A 19,259-nucleotide genomic window follows, 5' to 3' on the forward strand; every position below is an offset into this window, starting at 1 on the left:
GGACAACCGCCGGAACGGGTCAGCTCCGGCAGCCGCAGTCCGCCACCTTGGCGGCCAGCCGGTCCAGAGCCCGCTGCGCGGCGTCCGCGTCCTCGGTCCCGGAGGCCATGAACGCGAACGTCACGACCCGGCCCTCGGCGTCGACCACGGTCCCGGCCAGCGTGTTCACCCCCCTCAGCGTGCCGGTCTTGGCCCGGACGAGGCCGCGGCCCGCCGCCTCGTCCGCGTACCGGCCGCGCAGGGTGCCGCTGAAGCCCGCCACCGGCAGACCGGTGAGGACCGGGCGCAGCCCGGGGCGGCCGGGCTCGGCGGCCCGTACGAGCAGCCGGGCAAGGAGGTCCGCGGAGATCTGGTCGGCGCGGTCCAGGCCGCTGCCGTCGGCGATCCGGGCGCCGGGGAGCCCCAGCGCGTCCAGCCGCGCGGTGACCGCCCTGGCGGCGCCCTCGAAGCTCGCCTCCTGCCCCGAGGCGAGCGCGGTCTGCCGGGCCAGCGCCTCGGCGATGTCGTTGTCGCTGTTGGTGAGGGTCCGCTCGACGAGCGCGGCCACGGTCGGTGAGGACACCGCGGCGAGGCGCTCCGCCTTGTCCCCGGCGCGGCGGGGCGTCACGTCGCCGTCCGTCGCGACGCCCTCGTCGCGCAGCAGGCCGGCGAACTTCTTCGCCGCGTCGGCGGCCGGGTCCGCGGAGCGCTCGGCCGGGCCGCGGTCGGAGTCGTCGAGGCGGCCCTCGTCGACCATCAGGGCGCTGACGGGCGCGATGTTCTCGTCGGGGCCCATGGGGTGGAGGGCGGGGCCGGAGTAACGGGAGGTGTCGTAGCCGACCTCGACCCGGTCCTTGCCGCGCGCCTTGAGCGCCCGGGCGGTGCTCCGGGCCAGCTCCTTCAGGCTCGCGGGCCGCTGCGGCCCGGAGGCCGCGTCGTCGCGCGCCGTGAGCGTGGGGTCTCCCCCGCCGACGAGCACGATCCGGTCGCCGCCGTCGGCCACCACGGTCGTGTCGACGCGGTGGTCCTGGCCCAGGGCCGAGAGCGCCGCGGCGGCGGTGGCCAGCTTGATCGTGGAGGCGGGGGTCCGGGCGGTGCCCTCGTCGGAGCCGTAGAGGCGCTTGCCGGTGGCGGCGTCGTAGACGGCGGCGGAGCGCCGGTCGCCCAGCGCGGGGTCCTTCAGCAGCGGTTCAAGGGCGGCGGCGAGGCCGTCCGGGGCGGCCTCGCGGGCGGCGCCGCGCTCGCCGGCGCCCACCAGGACGGGGGGCGCGGCGGAGCGGCCGGGCCGCCGGGTCTCCTCGCGGTCGGCCGACCGGTCCGTACCCGCCGCCGCCCGCTCCCGCTCGGCGACGCGCCGGCCGCCCTCCCACGGGCCCGCGACGCCCACGGCGCCACCGGCCGCCACCAAACCGGCCAGGGCGGAAACCGCGACGAATCGCACTGTCCGGCGTTGTACAGGCGGGGCTTCACGCCACCACCCGATCTGCCACGACCTGGCCTCAGGCACGTCGGACCAGCCCCTTTCGCCACCACACACCCGCGTGAGAGACACTTAACCACCAGACGTATGTGTTGATCATGGAGGAGCCACCCGTGGAGTTCGACGTCACCATCGAGATCCCGAAGGGTTCGCGGAACAAGTACGAGGTGGACCACGAGACGGGTCGCATCCGCCTGGACCGTCGACTCTTCACCTCGACCAGCTACCCGGCCGACTACGGCTTCGTCGAGAACACCCTCGGCGAGGACGGCGACCCGCTGGACGCCCTCGTCATCCTGGACGAGCCGACCTTCCCGGGCTGCCTCATCAAGTGCCGCGCCATCGGCATGTTCCGCATGACGGACGAGGCCGGCGGCGACGACAAGCTGCTGTGCGTCCCGGCGAGCGACCCGCGCGTGGAGCACCTGCGCGACATCCACCACGTGTCGGAGTTCGACCGCCTGGAGATCCAGCACTTCTTCGAGGTCTACAAGGACCTGGAGCCGGGCAAGTCCGTCGAAGGCGCGGACTGGGTCGGTCGCGCGGAGGCCGAGGCGGAGATCGAGGCGTCCTACAAGCGCCTCGAGGCCGCCGGTGGCGCCCACCACTGAGCCTGACGGCTCTTGTTCGACGGGCAGGCCCCGTGCGGCACGGCCGTACGGGGCCCCGCCCCTCGAACGTCTCCCGGACCGGCCGCGTTTCCGCCCGGTCCGGCGGGTAGGACCGCCCCGGGCTCCCGTCTCCAGGGACGGGCGTCTCCAGGGACGGGCTGGAGCCCGCCGCGGGGCACAGCGGCTCCGCGCGCCCGGCGCACCGCCGGACCCGCGAGGTCAGAACCCCCGCGTCCGCTTCGCCGCGCGACGCGTACCCGCGCCTCCCGGCACCCTGATGAACAGCCGGGCCGCCTCGGATCCCAGGTTTACCCCGATCGCGATCGCCAGCGCGAGGGCCGCCGCCTTCGTGAGGCTGGAGATGCCCGCGTTCATCTCGTTCTTCGCGAAGTTCAGCAGCGCGAAGTACGTGGCGCTACCGGGCAGCAGCGGCCCGATCGCCGCCGTGACGTACGGCAGCGCGGACGCGTACCGGTAGCGGGAGAGCAGCTGGCCGAAGAGGCCGACGAGCCCGGCGGCGATGGCCGTGGCGGGCACGGGGTCGACCCCGGCGGTGTCCGCGAGCGCCGCGTAGATCACCCAGGCGACGCCGCCGTTGAGCGTCGCGGCCAGCACCGTGCTCCGCTCCTGCTGGAGCAGCACGGCGAAGGCGAAGACCAGCAGCATCGCCGCGATGATCTGGAGGACCGGCCGTTCCTGCCGCTCCAGGGCCGCCTCCGGGTTGAGGGTGCCGCCGCCGATGCGCACGCCCCCGTAGAGGACGATCAGCACGCCGCAGACGATGCCGGCGATGAGATAGCCGACTTCCAGCAGCCGGGCCGCCGCGGTGATGTAGTAGCCGGTCAGGCCGTCCTGCACGCCCGCCACCAGCGCCCGCCCGGGGATCAGCGCGAACAGACCGCCGGTGATCACCGCGGACGCCTGGACGTGCGCGTGGCTGGCGCTGAGCGCCACGCCCATCGCGGCGGGCGGCATCGCGGCGGCCACGAACTGGTAGAACTCCGGCAGCCCGCGCCCCGAGGCCAGCCAGGCCAGCCGGTCGCCGCACATCGCGCCCACGGCGGCCGCCAGGAAGACCACGACCCCACCGCCGACGAGCATGCTCGCCGCGCCGGCGAGCAGCCCGGAGGCGGCGGTCAGCGCCCAGCCGGGGTACGGGTGGCGGTTGCGGCGTATCTCGGCGAGACGGCCGTACGCCTCCTCCAGGGTCAGGCCCCGGGAGGTGATGTCGTGGACGAGCCGGAAGACGGCCGAGAGCCGGGTGTAGTCGGTGCCGCGCCGGCGGACCGTGCGGTTGGCGGTGACGGGGTCGTCGACGAGGGACGGCTGGTAGCTGACGGTCAGCAGGGTGAAGGTGACGGTCGGCTCGCAGCGGTCGAGCCCGTAGGCGTGCGCGACGCCGAACATGGCCGCCTCGACGTCCTCGGCGCCCTCGCCGCCCGCGAGCAGCAGCTCGCCGATGCGCAGAGTGAGGTCGAGCACGCGCGGGACGGGCGGCCCGGGCTCGTCCTGCTTCTCGGCCCGCTCGGGGGCGGGCCGCTCGCCGACCGGCATCCGCAGCATCGTGCGCATCCGGTCCTGCCAGGGCGCCTCCTTGGTCAGGCTGACCCTGGGTATGCCGTGCGGCGGGGTGAAGGCGGGGTAGACGGCCTGGGGGGCGACGGGGACGGAGGTGCCCGGCGGGAGCGTGAAGGCCGAGCCCTCCGGTTCGGCGCCGGACTCCGGGGCGATGCCCTCGGGGACGGCGAACTCGGAGGTCGGGTGGTCGTCCTCGGGCGGCGGCGGGAGCGGGACCCCGAGCGGTGGGGTGAAGGCGCTGTGCGCCTCGTCGGACTGCGGCTTCCGGTCCTCGGCCTGCTCCGCGTCCGCGGCCCTGCCGCCCCTCTTGCGATCCGCCACCACGCGCTCCTCTTACGCCTCCTGCCGCCCTGCTATGGCCACCATGCCTGATCAGTGGCCCGTGTGCCCAGCGTGGTCCTGGGCACACTCCGGACGGCGGTGAGACGGTGGCGCGAGGGGCCCGCGGTGGCCGTGGGGCGGCGGCTCAGCGCTTGGCGTGACGCCCGCGCTGGACCGGCGGGCGGCCGTCGTGACCGCCCTGGGCGGCCGGTGCCTTCTTGCTCTTGGAGCGGGCCCGCAGCAGCTCGATGGCGACGGGCACCACCGAGATCAGCACGATGGCGACGAGGATCAGCTCGATGTGCTTGTTGACGAACTCGACCTTGCCGAGGGCGGCGCCCAGCAGCGTCACACCGGCGCCCCAGAGGACACCGCCGATGATGTTGAAGATCAGGAACGAGCGGTAGTTCATCCGGCTCACGCCGGCGATGATCGGCGTGAAGGTGCGGATGATCGGCACGAAACGGGCCAGGACCAGCGACTTCGGCCCGTACTTCTCGAAGAACTCGTGCGCCTTCTCGACGTTCTCCTGCTTGAAGAGGCGGGAGTCCGGGCGCTTGAAGAGCGCGGGTCCGACCTTACGGCCGAAGAGATAGCCGGCCTGGTCTCCCAGGATGGCGGCGAGCACGACCAGCGTGGCGACGAGCCACAGCGGCTTGTCGATCTGGTTGGTGGTGACCAGCAGGCCGGTGGTGAAGAGCAGCGAGTCGCCCGGCAGGAAGAAGCCGATCAGGAGGCCGGACTCCGCGAAGACGATGGCCAGGACGCCGATCAGACCGAATTGCTCGATCAGATAGTTCGCGTCCAGCCACTGCGGGCCGAGCGCGAGGGTGGTCATGGGGGTCACGGGTAGGTGGCTCCTGAGTCGTGGGCGCAGGCTCGTGCGAGGCCCGCGGGCACAGGCGGGATGGGGTGGTGTGCGGCCCCAAGTTATCAACGTGTCCGCCGTGCCCCTGGTTCCAGAGCCCCTCTCACTTCGAACTCGCGTTCCCACTCAACCGGCGCAGCCCCGCATGCGTCCGGGACAACAAGCGACAAAACTGCACACACGGAGGTGGATGCGATGGGCATCGAGGAGTACGGCGGCGGCCAGTCCCAGTCGGATGTAATCGTGGTCACGACCAACGACGTACCGGGCTTCCGGGTCGACAGGGTGATCGGCGAGGTCTTCGGGCTGACCGTGCGCTCCCGGCACGTCGGCAGCCAGATCGGGGCGGGGCTGAAGTCGCTCATCGGCGGCGAGCTCAAGGGCCTGACCAAGACGCTGGTCGAGACCCGCAACCAGGCGATGGAGCGCCTGGTCGAGCAGGCGAAGGCGCGCGGCGCCAACGCGGTCCTGATGTTCCGCTTCGACGTGACGGAGGCGGCGGACGTGGGCACGGAGGTCTGCGCCTACGGCACGGCCGTGGTGATCTCGCCCCGGGCGTGACGGGGGCGGTGGGGCGGGCAGGGACCTCCTGGCCCACCCCACCGCTGTGTGAGCACATGTTCTATGACTGCGGAGGGGAGAAACGGTGCGCCATCACCTCTACGAGTGCCGCTATCGTCCCTTCCGGGACATGTGTCCACGACCTCGTACACCATCCCGTCCATGGGAGCAGTGATGGCCGCAGAAGCCAGGCAGCAGCAGGGGGAGCAGGCCACTCCGGACAACTGGCTGTACCCGCCGGAGGACGGCTGGACGTACGACCAGGTGAAGGAGCTGGTCCTGCCTTTCGACTGGGAACTACTGGGCGGGAAGATCGTGGTACGAGGAGCGACCAAGTGGTGGCACAACCGTGTGCGGGACGAGCTGTACTTCCGGTTGCGGAGCAGCCTGCGTGAGCCGTTCACGGTCAATTGCGAGCAGGCGGTCGCGCTCGACGACCGCAACGTCCCGAAGCCCGACGTCGTGGTCTTCGACAAACGCGGGCTCGACATCCACACAGTGGACTGCATCCCCGGGGAGAAGACCGCCCTCGCCATCGAGGTCGTCTCCCCCGGCTCGCGCCTCGAAGACCGGTTCTTGAAGCCCGCCCTGTACGCCGAGGCCGGAATTGCCCACTACTGGCGCGTCGAACGTGGCGAGGACGACCTACCCGTGGTCCACGAGTTCTGGCGACACCACGAGTCCGGCGTCTACGCCCCCAGCCCCGACCGCCCCACCCACACCGGCACGCTCAAGACGGACGTGCCCTTCCCCGTGGTGATCGATCTCCGCGGTCTCATCGAGGTCTGAGCGAAGCGCGCGCCGGACCGGGTGGCGGGCATCCGGCCTGGCGCCGCACAAGGGCGTGGCACCCAGGAGCGTGACCGGTCGGCACGGGGAGCGGGGCATCTCGGTCCACAGGTACAGGCTCGTCCGCCCCCGGCGTCTCGCGGCACATCGCCGAGACGGGTGGGTTCAACCGCCGGACGCACCGGATTCCCGGTCCCCTCCCGGCTCCTCCCCCGCCATCACGTACGCCCCGGCCCTCAGCCGGCCGATCAGCCCCAGGGACCACGCCTCCCCGCTCTCCGCGGTGTGCACCCACATCCCCATGATCTCGCCGATGTGCCCCCAGTCCTCCCCTTCCGAGGGGGTCCAGTGACGGCGGATCTCCTCGCGCCAGGCGCGCAGCGCCTCGACGCGCCGCTCCAGCAGGGCGACGGCCTCCGCGCGCGGCAGGTCGACGAGGAAGCCGACGCCCGCCGTAAGGACGTCGACCTTCTGGTCGTGGGAGGAGAGGGCTTCCCGCAGCAGCCGGAAGTACTCGGCCTCGCCCTCGGCCGTCAGCTCGTACTCCGTGCGCGGCGGGCCGCCGGCCTCGCTCGGGGCGACGTCGTGGGCGATCAGCAGTCCCTGCTTCGCCATGGTCTTGAGCGCGTGGTAGATCGAGCCGGGCTTGGCGTTGGACCACTCGTGCGCGCCCCAGTCCTCCAGGTCGTTGCGCACCTGGTAGCCGTGCGTCCGCCCGTGCCGCCGCACCGCCCCCAGCACCAGCAGCCGGATCGCCGACATCGTCTCCCCAATCCACCGCTCCGCCCGCTCTTCCGCGGCCCAGACTAGGCGGCGGGCGAGCCGGTGGCGGGGGCGAACGTCACTCCGCGCGCTCCGGCCCCTCGGCCCCGGCCTCCGCCACGAGCGTGAACGCCGTCTTCCCGTCGAGGGACTCGCGGATGATGTCCGCGTGCCCGGCGTGCCGGGCGATCTCCTCGACCAGGTGCGCCAGCAGCCAGCGCATCGACACCCGGGTGGACGGCGGGAACCAGGGGGCGTCGGGCAGCGGGAAGGTGTCGTCGAGGCTCGGGACCGCGCGGATGAACCGCTCGGTGCCGGCGGCGACACGGTCCCAGTAGGCGAGCATGCCGGCGACGCTCTCGTCCTCAAGGATCCGGAAGCTGTCTCCCCAGTTCGACGGGTCGCGGGGGATCTCGGGGGCCACGCCCTGGGCCCGCCGCACCCAGGTGTCCTCGGTCTCCGCGACGTGCTTGAGGAGGCCGCCGAGGGTCAGCTCGCTGGCGGTCGTCCGCCGCGCCGCCTGCTCGTCGGTCAGGCCCAGCAGCGCCCGGCGCAGCCCGCCGCGCTGGGCCTCCACGAAGGCCAGCAGCGTGCCGCGCTCGTCGTAGGGATCCTTCTCGATCACGTGCGTCACCATGGGGTCCGCCTTTCGTCGTACGTCGGCCTCGTGGACCACAGGCTAGGACCCGATGAGGACAGTTCCCGTCCTATATGCGGGCTGACGCGCCCTCAAGCATCCGGTCTTCCCTCCGGATTCTCCCTCCGGAACCGGTGATGCCCGAGGACGACGCCGCCCGGAACGGGGCCCGCAAGGCGATCAGAAGGGGAATCTGCTGCGCCCGTGCTGGATGGATATCCACTTGGTGGTGGTGAAGGCGTCGACCATCGACTCGCCGTTGAGCCGCCCCACACCCGAGTGCTTCTCACCGCCGAAGGGCACGATCGCCTCGTCGTGCACGGTGCTGTCGTTGACGTGGATCATGCCGGTCTCGATGCGCTTGGCGACCCGGACGCCGCGCTCGACGTCCCCCGTGTGGACGGCGCCGCTCAGCCCGTACGGGGTGGCGTTGGCGATCCGGACGGCCTCCTCCTCCCCGTCGAAGGGGACGATCAGGGCGACCGGGCCGAAGATCTCCTGACACAGGACCGGCGAGTCGGCCGGCAGACCGGTCAGGATCGTGGGCTCGACGAGCGTGCCGTCCGTGCCGCCCCTCAGCAGCGCGGTGGCACCGTCGGCGAGGGTCTGCTCGACCAGCGCGTTGATGGCCTCGGCCTGGCCGGCGTGGATCAGCGGGCCGATGTGGGTGGCCGGGTCCCCCGGGTCACCGACCTTGAGGGTCCTGACCTTGGCGACGAACTTCTCGGTGAACTCCCGTTCCACCGACCGGTCCACCAGCACCCGGTTGGCCGCCATGCAGACCTGGCCCTGGTGGATGAAGCGGCTGAAGACGGCCGCGTCGACGGCGTAGTCGATGTCGGCGTCGTCCAGGACGATCAGGGCGCTGTTGCCGCCGAGTTCGAGGATGACGCGCTTGAAGTGGGACGCCGCGACGGTCGCCACATGGCGGCCGACCTTGTCGGAGCCGGTGAAGGAGATCACCTTCGGCACCGGGTGCTCGATCAGCGCGTCGCCGATCTCCGCGATGTCGGTGACGACGACGTTGAGCACCCCGGCGGGCAGCCCGGCCTCCTCGAAGACCTTCGCGACCAGGCCGCCGCCGCATATCGGCGTGTTCTGGTGCGGCTTGAGGACGACGGCGTTGCCCAGCGCGAGCGCCGGGGCGACGGACTTCACGGAGAGCAGGAACGGGAAGTTGAACGGGCTGATCACCCCCACGACCCCGACCGGCAGCCGGTAGAGACGGTTCTCCTTGGTGTCGTCCGGCGAGGGCAGGATACGGCCCTCGGCGCGCAGCGCCAGATGCAGCGCCTCGCGCAGGAACTCCCGGACCAGGTGCAGCTCGAAGGCCGCCTTGACGGCCGTACCGCCGCACTCCGCCGTGATCGCGGCGGACAGCTCCGCCTCCCGGTCGTCGACGACGCGCAGCGCCCGCTCGAAGACGAGCCGCCGGGTGTACGGGCTGGTGGCGCCCCACTCCCGCTGGGCCCGCTCGGCGGCGCGGTACGCCTGGTCGATCTCGGTCACCCCGGCCACGGTGATGGAGGCGAGCTTCTCCCCGTCGTAGGGGTTGAAGTCCACGATGTCCCAGGAGCCGGTGCCGGCCCGCCATTCGCCGTCGATGTACTGGAAAGCCAATTCGTCGAAGTAGGACATGCGCCATCCCTGCCTGGAGATTACGGGGGCGCCCGGGGCGCCCGAACCGGTATGCGACTCCTGATGGGACGTCATCGTACTGATGTGTCAGACGAGTTGAAGAAGGCGCCTCAGCAAGTCCCGCGTGGCGGCGGGCGGAAGGCTGTCCTCGTGCAGCCGCTCCATCGCCTTTCCGTACTGCGCCACCTCGTCGGGCTTGTCCAGATACAGCGCACTGGTGAGCTGCTCCAGATACACCACGTCGGAGAGGTCCGACTCGGGGAAGCGCAGCATCGTGAAGGCGCCGCTCTCCCCTGCGTGCCCGCCGTGCGCGAAGGGCATCACCTGGAGCGTGACATTGGCCTGCTCGGAGATGTCGATCAGGTGCTCCAGCTGCCCGCGCATCACGTCCCGGCCGCCGTACGGGCGGTGCAGCGCGGCCTCGTCGAGGACCGCGTGGAAGTGCGGGGCGCGCTCCGAGAACAGCAGCTTCTGGCGCTCCATGCGCAGCGACACCCGGCGCTCGACCTCGGCCTCCTCGGCCGTGGGCTGGCCGCGCACCACGACGGCCTGGGCGTAGCCCTCGGTCTGGAGCAGGCCGTGCACGAACTGCACCTCGTAGATGTTGATGTGCGAGGCGGCGCCCTCCAGGCCGACGTAGGTCTGGAACCAGCCGGGCAGGACGTCGCCGTAGCTGTGCCACCAGCCGGCGACGTTGGCCTCACGGGCCAGGCCCAGCAGCGCCTCGCGCTCCTGCTCGTCCGTCACGCCGTAGAGCGTGAGCAGGTCCTCGACGTCCCGCGCCTTGAAGCTCACCCTCCCCAGCTCCATACGGCTGATCTTCGACTCGGACGCCCGGATCGAGTAGCCGGCCGCCTCGCGGGTGATGCCCCTCGACTCCCTCAGCCTCCTGAGCTGGGAGCCCAGGAGTATGCGGCGCACCACAGAACCGCTCGACTCGCTCGTGGCCATCTCTGCGACTCCTCCTCTTCCGGTTCCTGTACCGGTCGTGCCGCTTCCGCACCCTTCCGGGGCGACCCCCGCTACCCCCGGCCGTGAAGTCTGCCATCTTCGGGCTCCGTTGAGTGTGCATCCGATTACCCAGCCGTGTGCAGTTCGGACAACGTACGCAGGAGGGCGTAGGAAGAATTACTCCCTAACGGGATCGTGCGCCCCCAAAACCCCCACGTGCACGTGCATCTGCCCTTGCATCCGCCCCCTCCATTGGGAACCATGGGGGACGCACACGTGCGTGTCACGTCCACGATTGCCAGGAGTGCCTCGGATGGGTACCGAAGGATCGACCGTGCTCTCACCTCTGTGGCGAGGGCTGCCACCGATCGCCCCCTCGGCCGTATCCAACTCGGCCGCCTGTGCACTTCCTCCCCGCTTCGAGGCGGTCCGGACCGCCCGGCGGTTCACCAGGTCCACACTTCAGCAGTGGGATCTCCCGGGGCTCTTCGACGATGTCGCGCTCGTGGTCTCGGAATTGGTCACCAACTCCATGCGGTACGCCCTTCCCGCCGACCCCATGGGCACGGCCGGCGAGGCTCCGGTGCGGCTGCACCTGATGCGCTGGACGTCGCGGCTGGTGTGCGCCGTGCGGGACCCCAGCGAGGAGAGCCCGGTCGCGGGGGAGGCCGACGCCGGGGCCGAGTGCGGGCGCGGGCTGTTCCTGGTGGAGTCCTTCAGCGACACCTGGGGCTGGCACCCGCTGGCGGGGGCACTGCGCGGCAAGGTCGTATGGGCGCTCTTCCGCCTGCCGGACGCCCTGGACTGACGGCGGGTCCGGGACCGACAGCGGGTCCGACGCCGGTTCCCCCGGGAATCGGCCGGAACAGGACGATCGGCTTCCCGTCTCGCCGGGTCGCTCTCCCGCCCGGGGCCCGGCCCACGCCGGGCCGGCGGCTCAGTCGGTCACCAGATAGTCGAACTCGCCGTCCTTGATCCCCAGCAGCATCGCCTCGATCTCCGCCGGGGTGTAGACGAGGGCCGGGCCCTCCGGATGGCGGGAATTGCGCACGGCGACCCCGCCGCCCGGCAGCTTCGCGAACTCCACGCACGAGCCCTGCGAGTTCGAGTGCCGGCTCTTCCGCCAGACGACGCCGTCGAGGTCCGCGGCAGCCATGCCGTTGTACGCGTGAGGCACAGGACTCTCCCGGAGCATTGCAGGGGGCACCCCGGCACGAATGGTGGGGATGACAACTACTCCGGATCATAGCCGCGTTCATGTGCTTCTGCATGGGCGAATGCACGTGCACTTTCGGTGTCGCCGCCACTACTTCCCGGCGCCGCTACCGGAGGACTTCACATCTACTTCCCGTTGCCCGAATAGGGCAGGAGCGCCATCTCCCGGGCATTCTTGATCGCACGTGCCAGCTGTCGCTGCTGCTGGGCGGTGACCCTGGTCACCCGGCGGCTACGGATCTTCCCGCGGTCCGAAATGAACTTCCGCAGCAGATCGGTGTCTTTGTAGTCGATGTAGGTGATGCCCGCGGTTTCCAGGGGATTCGGGCGGGGCTTGAGGTTCTTGCGGTGTTCGGGGCGGCGGGGCACGGAGAAGTCCTTTCAGGAAACGGGATCGAGAAGTGTGTCGAAAGCGGTGGAGAGCAGCCGCCAGGCGTCCGGGCCCGCCTCGTATTCGGCGTCGGTCAGCAGACACGACTCCAGCAGCGCGCACAGGCCGTCGCGGTCGAGCCCGGGCGAGGTGAAGGTGAGGTGCTGCGTCCGGTCGCCGTGCTCGGGGTGCCAGTCCAGCGAGGCGGCCACCCGGCGGGAGGCGGGAACCATCTCCCAGGCGGCGTCCGGCAGGGCGGCCAGCCAGGGCCCGGCGCCCTCGACGCACAGGGCGCCGCCGGCCGCGTCCCAGGCGAGCAGGGTGTCCGGCCGGTCGGCGAGCCAGAACCGGCCCCGGCTGCGGGCGGCGGCGCAGGTGAGGTCCTCCAGCGCCGCGTACAGCCGCCCGGGGTGGAAGGGGCGGCGCTCCTTCCATACGAGCGTGGTGACGCCGTCCGCGTCGGCCTCCTGCGGCAGCAGGGCGCAGGCGGGGTGCTGCCGGTCGGCGGCCGCCTCCACGTCGAACCCGGCGACGGCCGCGGCGGCGAGGTCGACGGATTCGGCGGGGATCCTGCGCGCGGTGGGGACGAGTTGGTCGAGCAGGGCGAAGTCGACGGCGTCGGCGGGCTCGACGGGGGTGCCGAAGGCGGTGGGCTCCTCGTCGGACGGGGCACCGGGCCGCGTGGTGGCGGTGTCCGTCACCAGCGCGAGCACGTTCGCGTACTCCAGCTGACGGGCGAAGGTGTCCGCGACCGTCCGCCGGTCGGTGGCGGCGGCCTGGAGACCGGCCTCGGCGAGGTCGTCGCCGCAGCCGAGGGCGGGCAGCACCAGGGCGGGGTCCACGGCCGTGACGACCCCGGTGAGCCGTACGCGCTCGCCGCCGTGGGCGGCCACGACCTCGGCCATGGCCTTCGGCTCGACGGAGTCCCACAGCTCGACCACGGCGAGCCGGCACCCGCCGCCGACGGCGAGCCGCTCCAGCTCGGGCACCAGATCCTCGCGCAGGGCGCAGCAGGCGCAGTCGTCGACCAGCGGCGCCTCCCCCTCGTCGAGGGTGCCGGAGCGGTCCCTTACGGTCCGGTGAACCGTTCCGGCGGCCGCGGCCGACAGGTCGTGGTGGAGGGCGACGCTGCCCGGCACCGTGTGCAGCAGCCGGTCGACCGCGGTGCGGCGGGCGTCCGCGTGCAGACCGCCCACCAGCACCACGGACAGCGGGTCGGCCGACATCAGCGGTCCCCGCGCCCGCCGTAGCGGCGCTCGAAGCGCTCGACGCGGCCGGCGGTGTCCAGGACGCGGGCCGTGCCCGTGTAGAAGGGGTGGCTCGCCGAGGAGATCTCGACGTCGACGACGGGGTAGGTGTTGCCGTCCTCCCACTCGACGGTCTTGTCACTGGTGGCCGTGGAGCGGGTGAGGAAGGCGAAGTTCGCGGCGCGGTCACGGAAGACGACCGGGCCGTAGGGCGGGTGGATGCCGGGCTGCATCGTGCTCAGCGCTCCTCTCGGAAGGTGACGTGACGGCCGGCGACCGGGTCGTACTTGCGCAGTTCCATGCGGTCGGGGTCGTTACGGCGGTTCTTACGGGTGACGTAGGTGTAGCCGGTCCCCGCGGTGGACCGGAGCTTGATGACGGGGCGTAGCTCGTTGCGGGCCATGCGGGCTACTATACAGAAATGGTTTCCATTTTCATTAGGCTCGTGAGGGCCGCCCCGGATCCGGAGGTCTGACCATGTCCGCCCACTGCCAACTCACCGGCCGCAAGCCCGGCTTCGGCAACACCATCTCCCACTCCCACCGGCGCACCTCCCGCCGCTTCGACCCCAACATCCAGCGCAAGCGCTACTGGCTCGCGAGCGAGGGCCGCCATGTGCGGCTGACGCTCAGCGCGAAGGGGATCAAGACGGTCGACGCGATCGGCGTCGAGGCGGCCGTGGCCCGCATCCGGGCCCGAGGGGGGAAGGTCTGATGGCGAAGAAGAGCAAGATCGCGAAGAACGAGCAGCGGCGGCTGACGGTCGCCCGCTACGCGGCCCGCCGGGCGCTGCTGAAGGCGGTCGTCCGCGATCCGCGGGCCCCGGAGGAGGAGCGCCTGGCCGCCGGGCGCGAGCTGCGGCGCCAGCCGCGTGACGCGAGCGCGACGCGGATCCGCAACCGGGACGCGGTGGACGGCCGCCCCCGCGGCTACTTCCGCGCCTTCGGGCTGTCCCGCGTCAACCTCCGCGAACAGGCCCACGCGGGCCACCTGCCGGGGGTCCGCAAGTCGAGCTGGTAGCCCTCGAAGGGCCGGACGGGCCTCGAAGGGCCGGACGGGCTGTTCTTCGGCCCGTCCGGCCCTTGAGGACACCGCGCGTCAGCGCGGAACGGAGGCCCGAGGCCCCGGTTCCGGGAAGGGGCGGGGTGGGCAGGGGAAAACTCCCGCCCACCCCTACCGCGTCGGCAGCAGCAGCAACTGATCCGCGTAACACCAGGCCCAGTCCTCCCCCGGCTCGAACGACCGCGCGAGATCATGCCCGGACTCCGCACGCGCGTGACCCGCCGCGTGCCGGTTCGGCGAACTGTCGCAGCAGCCGATGTGCCCACAGGTCAGGCACTCGCGCAGATGGACCCAGGTGCCGCCGGTGCGCAGGCAGTCCTCACAGCCCTCCGTCGTGCTCGGCGCCACCTCGCGGGCCTCGCCCAGGTGGGCGCAGGCACGCTCCGTGGGCCGGCCCTCGACGTCGGCGGTGACCTGCCAGGCCGGTCGGCCGGTCGGCTCGCTCATACCTTTCACCCTAGGCCGGACGGCGGCATCGCGCGCGGCGGAAACCGAGGTCAGGGGCCGTTGTCAGACCCCGCTGGCAGACTCACGGACATGAGGTGGGCGGTGGCGGAGACGGACGACGGGGGTGTCCGTCTCCGCCCCGTCGACCCCTCGGGAGCACCGGCCGGGCCGGTGGAGTCCGCGCCCGGCCTGGCCGAGGCCGTGCGATCCCGGCCCGAGGCCGAGCGGTGGGTGTGGCGGTCCACCGCGGAGGCGTATCCCCGGCTGCTCGCGGCCGGGATCCGGGTCGACCGCTGTCATGACGTGGAGGCCGCCGAGGCGCTGCTCATGGGCCACGCCGAGGGCCAGTCCGGTCAGCCCCGCTCGCTCCCCGCGGCATGGGCACGGCTGCGCGGCCTGCCCGTGCCCGCCGATCCGCCCGCGCGGGCGCCCGGGGGCCAGCCTTCCCTCTTCGAGCCCGGCCCGGTGCCGCTCCCGGCCGGCACGGACCCCCTGGAGGCCCTGGTCACGGTGCACGCCGACCAGCTGGCCCGCGCGGACGCCACCGAGCACCCCGGCCGGATGCGGCTGCTGACGGCCCTCGAATCGGCGGGGACGCTGGTGGCGGCCGAGATGAACCGCGCGGGCCTGCCCTGGCGGGCCGACGTGCACCACGAGCTGCTCACCGAGCTGCTCGGCGAGCGCTATCCGGGCGGCCTGGAGCCCCGGCGGCTGGCGGAGCTGGCCGAGGAGGTCTCGCAGGCCTTCGGCGGGGACGTGCGCGTACGGCCCGACCTGGCGGCCGACATCGTCAGGGCCTTCGCCCGGGAGGGCATCCGGATCTCCTCCACCCGCGCCTGGGAGCTCGAGCGGCTCGACCACCCCGCCGTGGAGCCCCTGCTGCGCTACAAGAAGCTGTACCGCCTGCACACCGCGCACGGCTGGTCCTGGCTCCAGACCTGGGTGCGGGAGGGCCGGTTCCGCCCCGGGTTCGTCCCGGCCGGCTCGGTCACCGGCCGCTGGACCACCAACGGCGGCGGTGCCCTCCAGATCCCCCGGGTGGTCCGGCGCGCGGTGGTCGCCGACCCCGGCTGGCGGCTCGTCGTCGCCGACGCCGACCAGATGGAGCCGAGGATCCTCGCCGCCGTCTCCCGGGACCCCGGCCTGATGGAGGTCGCGGCCGACGACCGCGATCTCTACACCACCCTGTCCGACCGGGCCTTCTCGGGCGACCGCGAGCACGCCAAGCTCGCGCTGCTCGGCGCGGTCTACGGCCAGACCTCGGGCGACGGCCTGAAGAACCTCGCCGACCTGCGGCGCCGCTTCCCCGCCGCCGTCGCCCTGGTCGACGAGGCGGCCCGCGCGGGCGAGGAGGGCAGACTCGTCCGGACCTGGCTCGGCCGCACCTGCCCGCCCGCCTCCACCGCCACGCCCGACGAGGCGGGCATCCCCCAGGAGGAGGACACCACCGACGACCCGCGGGCCCACGGCGGCGGCGCCGCGAGCCGCGCCCGGGGCCGCTTCACCCGGAATTTCGTCGTCCAGGGCAGCGCCGCCGACTGGGCGCTGGCGATGCTCGCCGCGCTTCGCCAGGAGCTCGCCGGGCTCCGCGCCGAGCTGGTCTTCTTCCAGCACGACGAGGTGATCGTGCACTGCCCCGAGGAGGAGGCACCCGCCGTGACCACCGCCGTCCGCACCGCCTCCGAGCGCGCCGGCCTGGTCTGCTTCGGTGACGTCCCGGTCCGTTTCCCCTTCACCACGGCCGTCGTGGAGTGCTACGCCGACGCCAAGGGCTGAGCGCCCCGGCCCGCCCCGGCGGACGCCCCCCGGCCGGGCGCGCGCCGACTCGCGCTGACGGCACGTCACTGCCCCTCCCCCATGCGGCCCAGTTCAGCGGGCAGCGACACGCCGGGCCGCGCAGGATTGCCGGTGGGTCGTCGACACCCGGACGGCCCGTTCCGCCGGCCCCCGGGGAGGACCCGTCGTGCTGTCCTACAGTCTTGACCAGCTGCGCCGTTGCACCGTCGCCGTCGACCTCGGGGCCGCGCGGACTCGCGTCTACGTCAGGGACACCGGGCTGATCGTGGACGAGCCCAGCATCGCGGCCGTCAACACCCGCACGGGCTCGCTGATCGCGGTCGGGGCCATGGCCCAGGGCATGGCGGGGCGAACACCCCACCACATCCAGGTCGTGCGCCCCATCTCCGGCGGCACCGTCGTCGATATCGAGATGGCCCAGCGCATGCTGCGCTTCCTCGTCCATCACAAGATCCGGAGGGCCTGGCGGCGCGGGCCGCTGCTGCGCGCGGCCGTCTGCCTGCCGCACGACGCCGAGCCGATCGCCCAGCGCGCGGCCATCGAGACCCTGACGGGGCTGGGCGCGCGGCGCGTCGAGCTCGTCGACACCCTCGTCGCGGCGGCCGTCGGCTGCGGGCTGCCCGTGGAGCAGCCCGAGGCGACGATGATCGTGGTGTGCGGGGCGGCGTCCACACAGGTGGCGGTCCTGTCCCTGGGCGCGATCGTGGCGGCGGAGAAGGTGCTGGTGGGCGGTGACGCGATCGACTACGCCGTGGTCCAGCACCTGCGGAGCCGGCACGAGCTGATGCTGCCGACGCAGGGGCTGCACCCGCTGCACCTGGCGCTGTCGGCGGATCCGATGGAGGAGGGCGCGGAGGTCCGCGGCCGTGACGTGGCCACCGGGCTGTCCCGTACGGTCATGGTGAGCACCGCCCAGGTCCGCGAGGCCATCCAGACCCCGCTGACGGGCGTGATCGACGCGATCGGGCGCGTGCTGCGCGCCTGCCAGCCGGATCTGGTGGCGGACCTCGTGGAGCGCGGGGTGATGCTCGCGGGCGGCAGCGCGGTGCTGCCGGGCCTGGACCGCATGATCGCGGATGCCACGGGGATGACGGTCCGCATAGCGGAGAACCCGGACGTGTGCGCCGTGGTCGGCCTGGGCGCGATATTGGAGGGCAAGATCCGCCCGCTGCACCTGGAGCAGCTGCGCACCTGAGGTCGGCCATCTCCCCCTCCCTGCCCCTCTCCTGAAGACTCGTCACCACCTTTTTGCCCCATTGGGAACTTCTTTACCGCTCGGAACGGTTCTATCTGTGCACCCCTGATTACGAGGAGATACACAGATGGCGCTCTGGGACCGGCTCAAGGACTCCGCGGTGACGATGCAGGGTCAGCTGGTGGCGAAGAAGAACGACCTGAAGAGCGGCGCATTCCGTGACGCGAGCATGGCGATATGCGCGCTGGTGGCCGCTGCCGACGGTTCGATCGACGCTTCGGAGCGGCGGCGCGTCGCCTCGCTGATCGCCACCAACGACGTGCTGCAGAACTTCCCCGCCGACGACCTTCAGGCACGGTTCAACGACTACTGCCAGAAGCTGTCGACGGATTTCGACTTCGGCAAGGTCAGCATTCTTCAGACCATCGGCAAGGTGCAGAAGAAGCCCACCGAGGCGCGTGCGGTCATTCAGATCGGCATTGTGATCGGCGGTGCCGACGGCGACTTCGACAAGACGGAGCAGGCCGTGGTCCGCGAGGCGTGCTTCGCCGTGGGCATCGACCCGGCGGAGTTCGACCTCTAGACACCCCCGGCGCTTCCGGCAGGTGAAGCGCGGGCCACCCTTACGGTGGTCCGCGCTTTTCCGTCAGGCCGGGAGCCCCACCGTGCGCAGGCCCTCGCGGCCGGTGGCCCGGCCGGGCTCGGTCCAGGTACCCAGGGCGATCTCGGCCGTGATGCCCGGCCCGAAGCCGGCGATGACGCCGCGCGCCGCGTCCTCGGCCCCGCCGTCCAGGAACAGCCGCTCCAGCGCGTCGAAGATGACCGCGCTGGCGATGTTGCCGCGCTCGGTGAGCGTGGCCCTGCTGTAACGGAACATCTCCGGCGGCAGGTCCAGGTACTTGCACAGGTCGTCCAGGATCCTGGGGCCGCCGGCGTGGACGATGTAGAAGTCCAGCCCGGAGACGTCCCAGTCGTGGGGCTCGGCCATCGCGCGCATGGCCGGGGCGAGCATGGCCATCGTGCCGGGCACCCGTTTGTCCAGCATGAAGTGGAATCCGGTGTCCCGGACGCCGTACGAGATCCACTCCTCGGTGTCGGGCACCAGGTGCGAGCCGTTCTGCTCCAGCCGGACCCCGACACCACCCTCGCCCCGCACCACGGCGCAGGCGATGGCGTCACCGAAGAGGCCGTTGGAGAGGAGATTGCCGACGCCCAGGTCCGTGGGCTGGTAGCAGAGCGAGCAGAACTCGCAGGCCACGATCAGCACATTCGCGCCGGGGTAGGCGTTGCAGAAGTCATGGGCGCGGTTGAGCGCCGCGCCGCCGGCGGCACAGCCGAGCTGGGCGATCGGCAACTGCCGGGTCTCGGACCGGAAGTCCATCGTGTTGATGAGCCAGGCGGTCATCGACGGCATCATGAAGCCCGTGCACGAGACATAGGCGATCATGTCGATGTCGCGGGCGGTGAGCTCGGCGTGGTCCAGCGCCCGGAGGATCACCTCGGGGACGCGCGCCTTGGCCTCGATCTCGTAGCGGGCGTTGCGGGCGGTGAAGCCGGGGTGCTTGAGGGTGTCCTCGATGGGCTGCACCAGATGCCGGGTCTGCACACCCGTGTTGGCGATCAGGCGCAGCGCGAGCGGAAGCTGCGGATGGTCGGCGTGCAGGGTGCGGGCGAGCTCCAGGGTCTGCTCCCGGGTGATGATGTGCTCGGGGACCGCGATGGCCGGTCTGCACAGAGTTGCCATGTCGCACT

Annotated in this window: 23 protein-coding genes; 9 read left to right on the plus strand and 14 right to left on the minus strand. The window is 72.0% G+C overall.

Annotated elements, in window-relative coordinates; all coding sequences use genetic code 11:
- Positions 1-19: 19 nt before the first annotated feature.
- On the minus strand, positions 20-1,420 hold the full coding sequence (gene dacB / locus LUZ64_RS26965; protein ID WP_308251441.1) for a D-alanyl-D-alanine carboxypeptidase/D-alanyl-D-alanine endopeptidase: 1,401 nt from the start codon (positions 1,418-1,420) through the stop codon (positions 20-22).
- 152 nt (positions 1,421-1,572) lie between these two features.
- Between dacB and LUZ64_RS26970 the strand changes: the two genes are divergently transcribed.
- Positions 1,573-2,070 (plus strand): inorganic diphosphatase, encoded by a 498-nt coding sequence (locus LUZ64_RS26970; RefSeq protein WP_095578736.1) that lies wholly within the window; start codon positions 1,573-1,575, stop codon positions 2,068-2,070.
- A gap of 219 nt (positions 2,071-2,289) precedes the next feature.
- Here the strand turns inward: LUZ64_RS26970 and LUZ64_RS26975 are convergent, their stop codons facing one another.
- Together LUZ64_RS26975 and LUZ64_RS26980 are read right to left on the minus strand one after the other, a co-directional pair.
- On the minus strand, positions 2,290-3,969 hold the full coding sequence (locus LUZ64_RS26975; RefSeq protein WP_372472030.1) for a threonine/serine exporter family protein: 1,680 nt from the start codon (positions 3,967-3,969) through the stop codon (positions 2,290-2,292).
- A 145-nt stretch (positions 3,970-4,114) separates the two neighbouring features.
- Positions 4,115-4,807 (minus strand): DedA family protein, encoded by a 693-nt coding sequence (locus tag LUZ64_RS26980; RefSeq protein ID WP_095578738.1) that lies wholly within the window; start codon positions 4,805-4,807, stop codon positions 4,115-4,117.
- Between the two features lie 225 nt (positions 4,808-5,032).
- Here LUZ64_RS26980 and LUZ64_RS26985 point away from each other — a divergent pair, with 225 nt between their 5' ends.
- Together LUZ64_RS26985 and LUZ64_RS26990 are read left to right on the plus strand one after the other, a co-directional pair.
- Entirely contained in the window at positions 5,033-5,398 is a 366-nt protein-coding gene (locus tag LUZ64_RS26985; RefSeq protein ID WP_087926947.1) for a YbjQ family protein, read from the plus strand.
- A gap of 162 nt (positions 5,399-5,560) precedes the next feature.
- Positions 5,561-6,187 (plus strand): Uma2 family endonuclease, encoded by a 627-nt coding sequence (locus LUZ64_RS26990; RefSeq protein WP_232390371.1) that lies wholly within the window; start codon positions 5,561-5,563, stop codon positions 6,185-6,187.
- A gap of 165 nt (positions 6,188-6,352) precedes the next feature.
- Here the strand turns inward: LUZ64_RS26990 and LUZ64_RS26995 are convergent, their stop codons facing one another.
- The 4 genes from LUZ64_RS26995 to LUZ64_RS27010 form a co-directional block, all read right to left on the minus strand.
- Complete coding sequence (locus tag LUZ64_RS26995) at positions 6,353-6,949, minus strand: PadR family transcriptional regulator (protein WP_095578740.1); 597 nt, start codon at positions 6,947-6,949, stop codon at positions 6,353-6,355.
- Positions 6,950-7,028: 79 nt separating this feature from the next.
- Entirely contained in the window at positions 7,029-7,586 is a 558-nt protein-coding gene (locus LUZ64_RS27000; RefSeq protein WP_095578741.1) for a DinB family protein, read from the minus strand.
- Positions 7,587-7,766: 180 nt separating this feature from the next.
- Complete coding sequence (locus LUZ64_RS27005; protein WP_095578742.1) at positions 7,767-9,224, minus strand: aldehyde dehydrogenase family protein; 1,458 nt, start codon at positions 9,222-9,224, stop codon at positions 7,767-7,769.
- An 87-nt stretch (positions 9,225-9,311) separates the two neighbouring features.
- Entirely contained in the window at positions 9,312-10,175 is an 864-nt protein-coding gene (locus LUZ64_RS27010; protein WP_095578743.1) for a Sco1979 family transcriptional regulator, read from the minus strand.
- A gap of 313 nt (positions 10,176-10,488) precedes the next feature.
- Between LUZ64_RS27010 and LUZ64_RS27015 the strand changes: the two genes are divergently transcribed.
- On the plus strand, positions 10,489-10,983 hold the full coding sequence (locus LUZ64_RS27015; protein ID WP_211304911.1) for an ATP-binding protein: 495 nt from the start codon (positions 10,489-10,491) through the stop codon (positions 10,981-10,983).
- A 129-nt stretch (positions 10,984-11,112) separates the two neighbouring features.
- Here the strand turns inward: LUZ64_RS27015 and LUZ64_RS27020 are convergent, their stop codons facing one another.
- The 5 genes from LUZ64_RS27020 to rpmG all read right to left on the minus strand — a co-directional run bounded on the left by LUZ64_RS27020 (position 11,113) and on the right by rpmG (position 13,410).
- Entirely contained in the window at positions 11,113-11,352 is a 240-nt protein-coding gene (locus LUZ64_RS27020) for a DUF397 domain-containing protein (RefSeq protein ID WP_232390372.1), read from the minus strand.
- A gap of 164 nt (positions 11,353-11,516) precedes the next feature.
- Positions 11,517-11,759 carry a 30S ribosomal protein S18 gene (rpsR, locus tag LUZ64_RS27025; protein ID WP_087926953.1) on the minus strand — a complete coding sequence of 81 codons (243 nt, stop codon included), beginning with the start codon at positions 11,757-11,759 and terminating at the stop codon, positions 11,517-11,519.
- A gap of 12 nt (positions 11,760-11,771) precedes the next feature.
- Positions 11,772-12,986, minus strand: a complete 1,215-nt coding sequence (locus LUZ64_RS27030; protein ID WP_095578745.1) for a CobW family GTP-binding protein — start codon at positions 12,984-12,986, stop codon at positions 11,772-11,774.
- Positions 12,986-13,240: a type B 50S ribosomal protein L31 gene (locus LUZ64_RS27035; RefSeq protein ID WP_095578746.1), complete on the minus strand. Its 255-nt coding sequence runs from the start codon at positions 13,238-13,240 to the stop codon at positions 12,986-12,988. The genes LUZ64_RS27030 and LUZ64_RS27035 overlap by 1 nt, the downstream gene beginning before the upstream one ends.
- 5 nt (positions 13,241-13,245) lie before the next feature.
- On the minus strand, positions 13,246-13,410 hold the full coding sequence (gene rpmG, locus LUZ64_RS27040) for a 50S ribosomal protein L33 (RefSeq protein ID WP_087926956.1): 165 nt from the start codon (positions 13,408-13,410) through the stop codon (positions 13,246-13,248).
- 74 nt (positions 13,411-13,484) lie between these two features.
- Here rpmG and rpmB point away from each other — a divergent pair, with 74 nt between their 5' ends.
- On the plus strand, positions 13,485-13,721 hold the full coding sequence (gene rpmB, locus LUZ64_RS27045; protein WP_095578747.1) for a 50S ribosomal protein L28: 237 nt from the start codon (positions 13,485-13,487) through the stop codon (positions 13,719-13,721).
- Positions 13,721-14,026, plus strand: a complete 306-nt coding sequence (gene rpsN / locus LUZ64_RS27050; RefSeq protein WP_095578748.1) for a 30S ribosomal protein S14 — start codon at positions 13,721-13,723, stop codon at positions 14,024-14,026. Before rpmB ends, rpsN begins: the two co-directional genes overlap by 1 nt.
- 153 nt (positions 14,027-14,179) lie before the next feature.
- Here rpsN and LUZ64_RS27055 read toward each other — a convergent pair whose 3' ends face one another.
- Positions 14,180-14,515 (minus strand): UBP-type zinc finger domain-containing protein, encoded by a 336-nt coding sequence (locus tag LUZ64_RS27055; RefSeq protein ID WP_095578749.1) that lies wholly within the window; start codon positions 14,513-14,515, stop codon positions 14,180-14,182.
- Between the two features lie 90 nt (positions 14,516-14,605).
- Between LUZ64_RS27055 and LUZ64_RS27060 the strand changes: the two genes are divergently transcribed.
- From LUZ64_RS27060 to LUZ64_RS27070, 3 genes are all read left to right on the plus strand, one after another.
- Positions 14,606-16,291: a bifunctional 3'-5' exonuclease/DNA polymerase gene (locus LUZ64_RS27060; RefSeq protein WP_095578750.1), complete on the plus strand. Its 1,686-nt coding sequence runs from the start codon at positions 14,606-14,608 to the stop codon at positions 16,289-16,291.
- A gap of 190 nt (positions 16,292-16,481) precedes the next feature.
- Entirely contained in the window at positions 16,482-17,507 is a 1,026-nt protein-coding gene (locus LUZ64_RS27065; RefSeq protein ID WP_095578767.1) for a rod shape-determining protein, read from the plus strand.
- A 127-nt stretch (positions 17,508-17,634) separates the two neighbouring features.
- On the plus strand, positions 17,635-18,090 hold the full coding sequence (locus LUZ64_RS27070) for a tellurite resistance TerB family protein (RefSeq protein WP_095578751.1): 456 nt from the start codon (positions 17,635-17,637) through the stop codon (positions 18,088-18,090).
- Positions 18,091-18,153: 63 nt separating this feature from the next.
- On the opposite strand, the gene LUZ64_RS27075 is transcribed toward LUZ64_RS27070, so the two are convergent.
- The gene (locus LUZ64_RS27075) at positions 18,154-19,251 is read right to left on the minus strand and encodes a type III polyketide synthase (RefSeq protein ID WP_095578752.1); all 1,098 of its coding nucleotides are present in this window, start codon (positions 19,249-19,251) and stop codon (positions 18,154-18,156) included.
- Positions 19,252-19,259 lie beyond the last annotated feature (8 nt).

The organism is Streptomyces albireticuli (assembly GCF_021228125.1).
Taxonomy (GTDB): domain Bacteria; phylum Actinomycetota; class Actinomycetes; order Streptomycetales; family Streptomycetaceae; genus Streptomyces; species Streptomyces albireticuli.

Bases quoted from the DNA above. Each gene is read 5' to 3' on its own strand.
- LUZ64_RS26980 (WP_095578738.1), bottom strand. From the start codon at position 4,807: ATGACCACCCTCGCGCTCGGCCCGCAGTGGCTGGACGCGAACTATCTG.
- LUZ64_RS26985 (WP_087926947.1), top strand. From the start codon at position 5,033: ATGGGCATCGAGGAGTACGGCGGCGGCCAGTCCCAGTCGGATGTAATC.
- LUZ64_RS26990 (WP_232390371.1), top strand. From the start codon at position 5,561: ATGGGAGCAGTGATGGCCGCAGAAGCCAGGCAGCAGCAGGGGGAGCAG.
- LUZ64_RS26995 (WP_095578740.1), bottom strand. From the start codon at position 6,949: ATGTCGGCGATCCGGCTGCTGGTGCTGGGGGCGGTGCGGCGGCACGGG.
- LUZ64_RS27000 (WP_095578741.1), bottom strand. From the start codon at position 7,586: ATGGTGACGCACGTGATCGAGAAGGATCCCTACGACGAGCGCGGCACG.
- LUZ64_RS27005 (WP_095578742.1), bottom strand. From the start codon at position 9,224: ATGTCCTACTTCGACGAATTGGCTTTCCAGTACATCGACGGCGAATGG.
- LUZ64_RS27010 (WP_095578743.1), bottom strand. From the start codon at position 10,175: ATGGCCACGAGCGAGTCGAGCGGTTCTGTGGTGCGCCGCATACTCCTG.
- LUZ64_RS27015 (WP_211304911.1), top strand. From the start codon at position 10,489: ATGGGTACCGAAGGATCGACCGTGCTCTCACCTCTGTGGCGAGGGCTG.
- LUZ64_RS27030 (WP_095578745.1), bottom strand. From the start codon at position 12,986: ATGTCGGCCGACCCGCTGTCCGTGGTGCTGGTGGGCGGTCTGCACGCG.
- LUZ64_RS27035 (WP_095578746.1), bottom strand. From the start codon at position 13,240: ATGCAGCCCGGCATCCACCCGCCCTACGGCCCGGTCGTCTTCCGTGAC.
- rpmG (WP_087926956.1), bottom strand. From the start codon at position 13,410: ATGGCCCGCAACGAGCTACGCCCCGTCATCAAGCTCCGGTCCACCGCG.
- rpmB (WP_095578747.1), top strand. From the start codon at position 13,485: ATGTCCGCCCACTGCCAACTCACCGGCCGCAAGCCCGGCTTCGGCAAC.
- rpsN (WP_095578748.1), top strand. From the start codon at position 13,721: ATGGCGAAGAAGAGCAAGATCGCGAAGAACGAGCAGCGGCGGCTGACG.
- LUZ64_RS27055 (WP_095578749.1), bottom strand. From the start codon at position 14,515: ATGAGCGAGCCGACCGGCCGACCGGCCTGGCAGGTCACCGCCGACGTC.
- LUZ64_RS27060 (WP_095578750.1), top strand. From the start codon at position 14,606: ATGAGGTGGGCGGTGGCGGAGACGGACGACGGGGGTGTCCGTCTCCGC.
- LUZ64_RS27070 (WP_095578751.1), top strand. From the start codon at position 17,635: ATGGCGCTCTGGGACCGGCTCAAGGACTCCGCGGTGACGATGCAGGGT.
- LUZ64_RS27075 (WP_095578752.1), bottom strand. From the start codon at position 19,251: ATGGCAACTCTGTGCAGACCGGCCATCGCGGTCCCCGAGCACATCATC.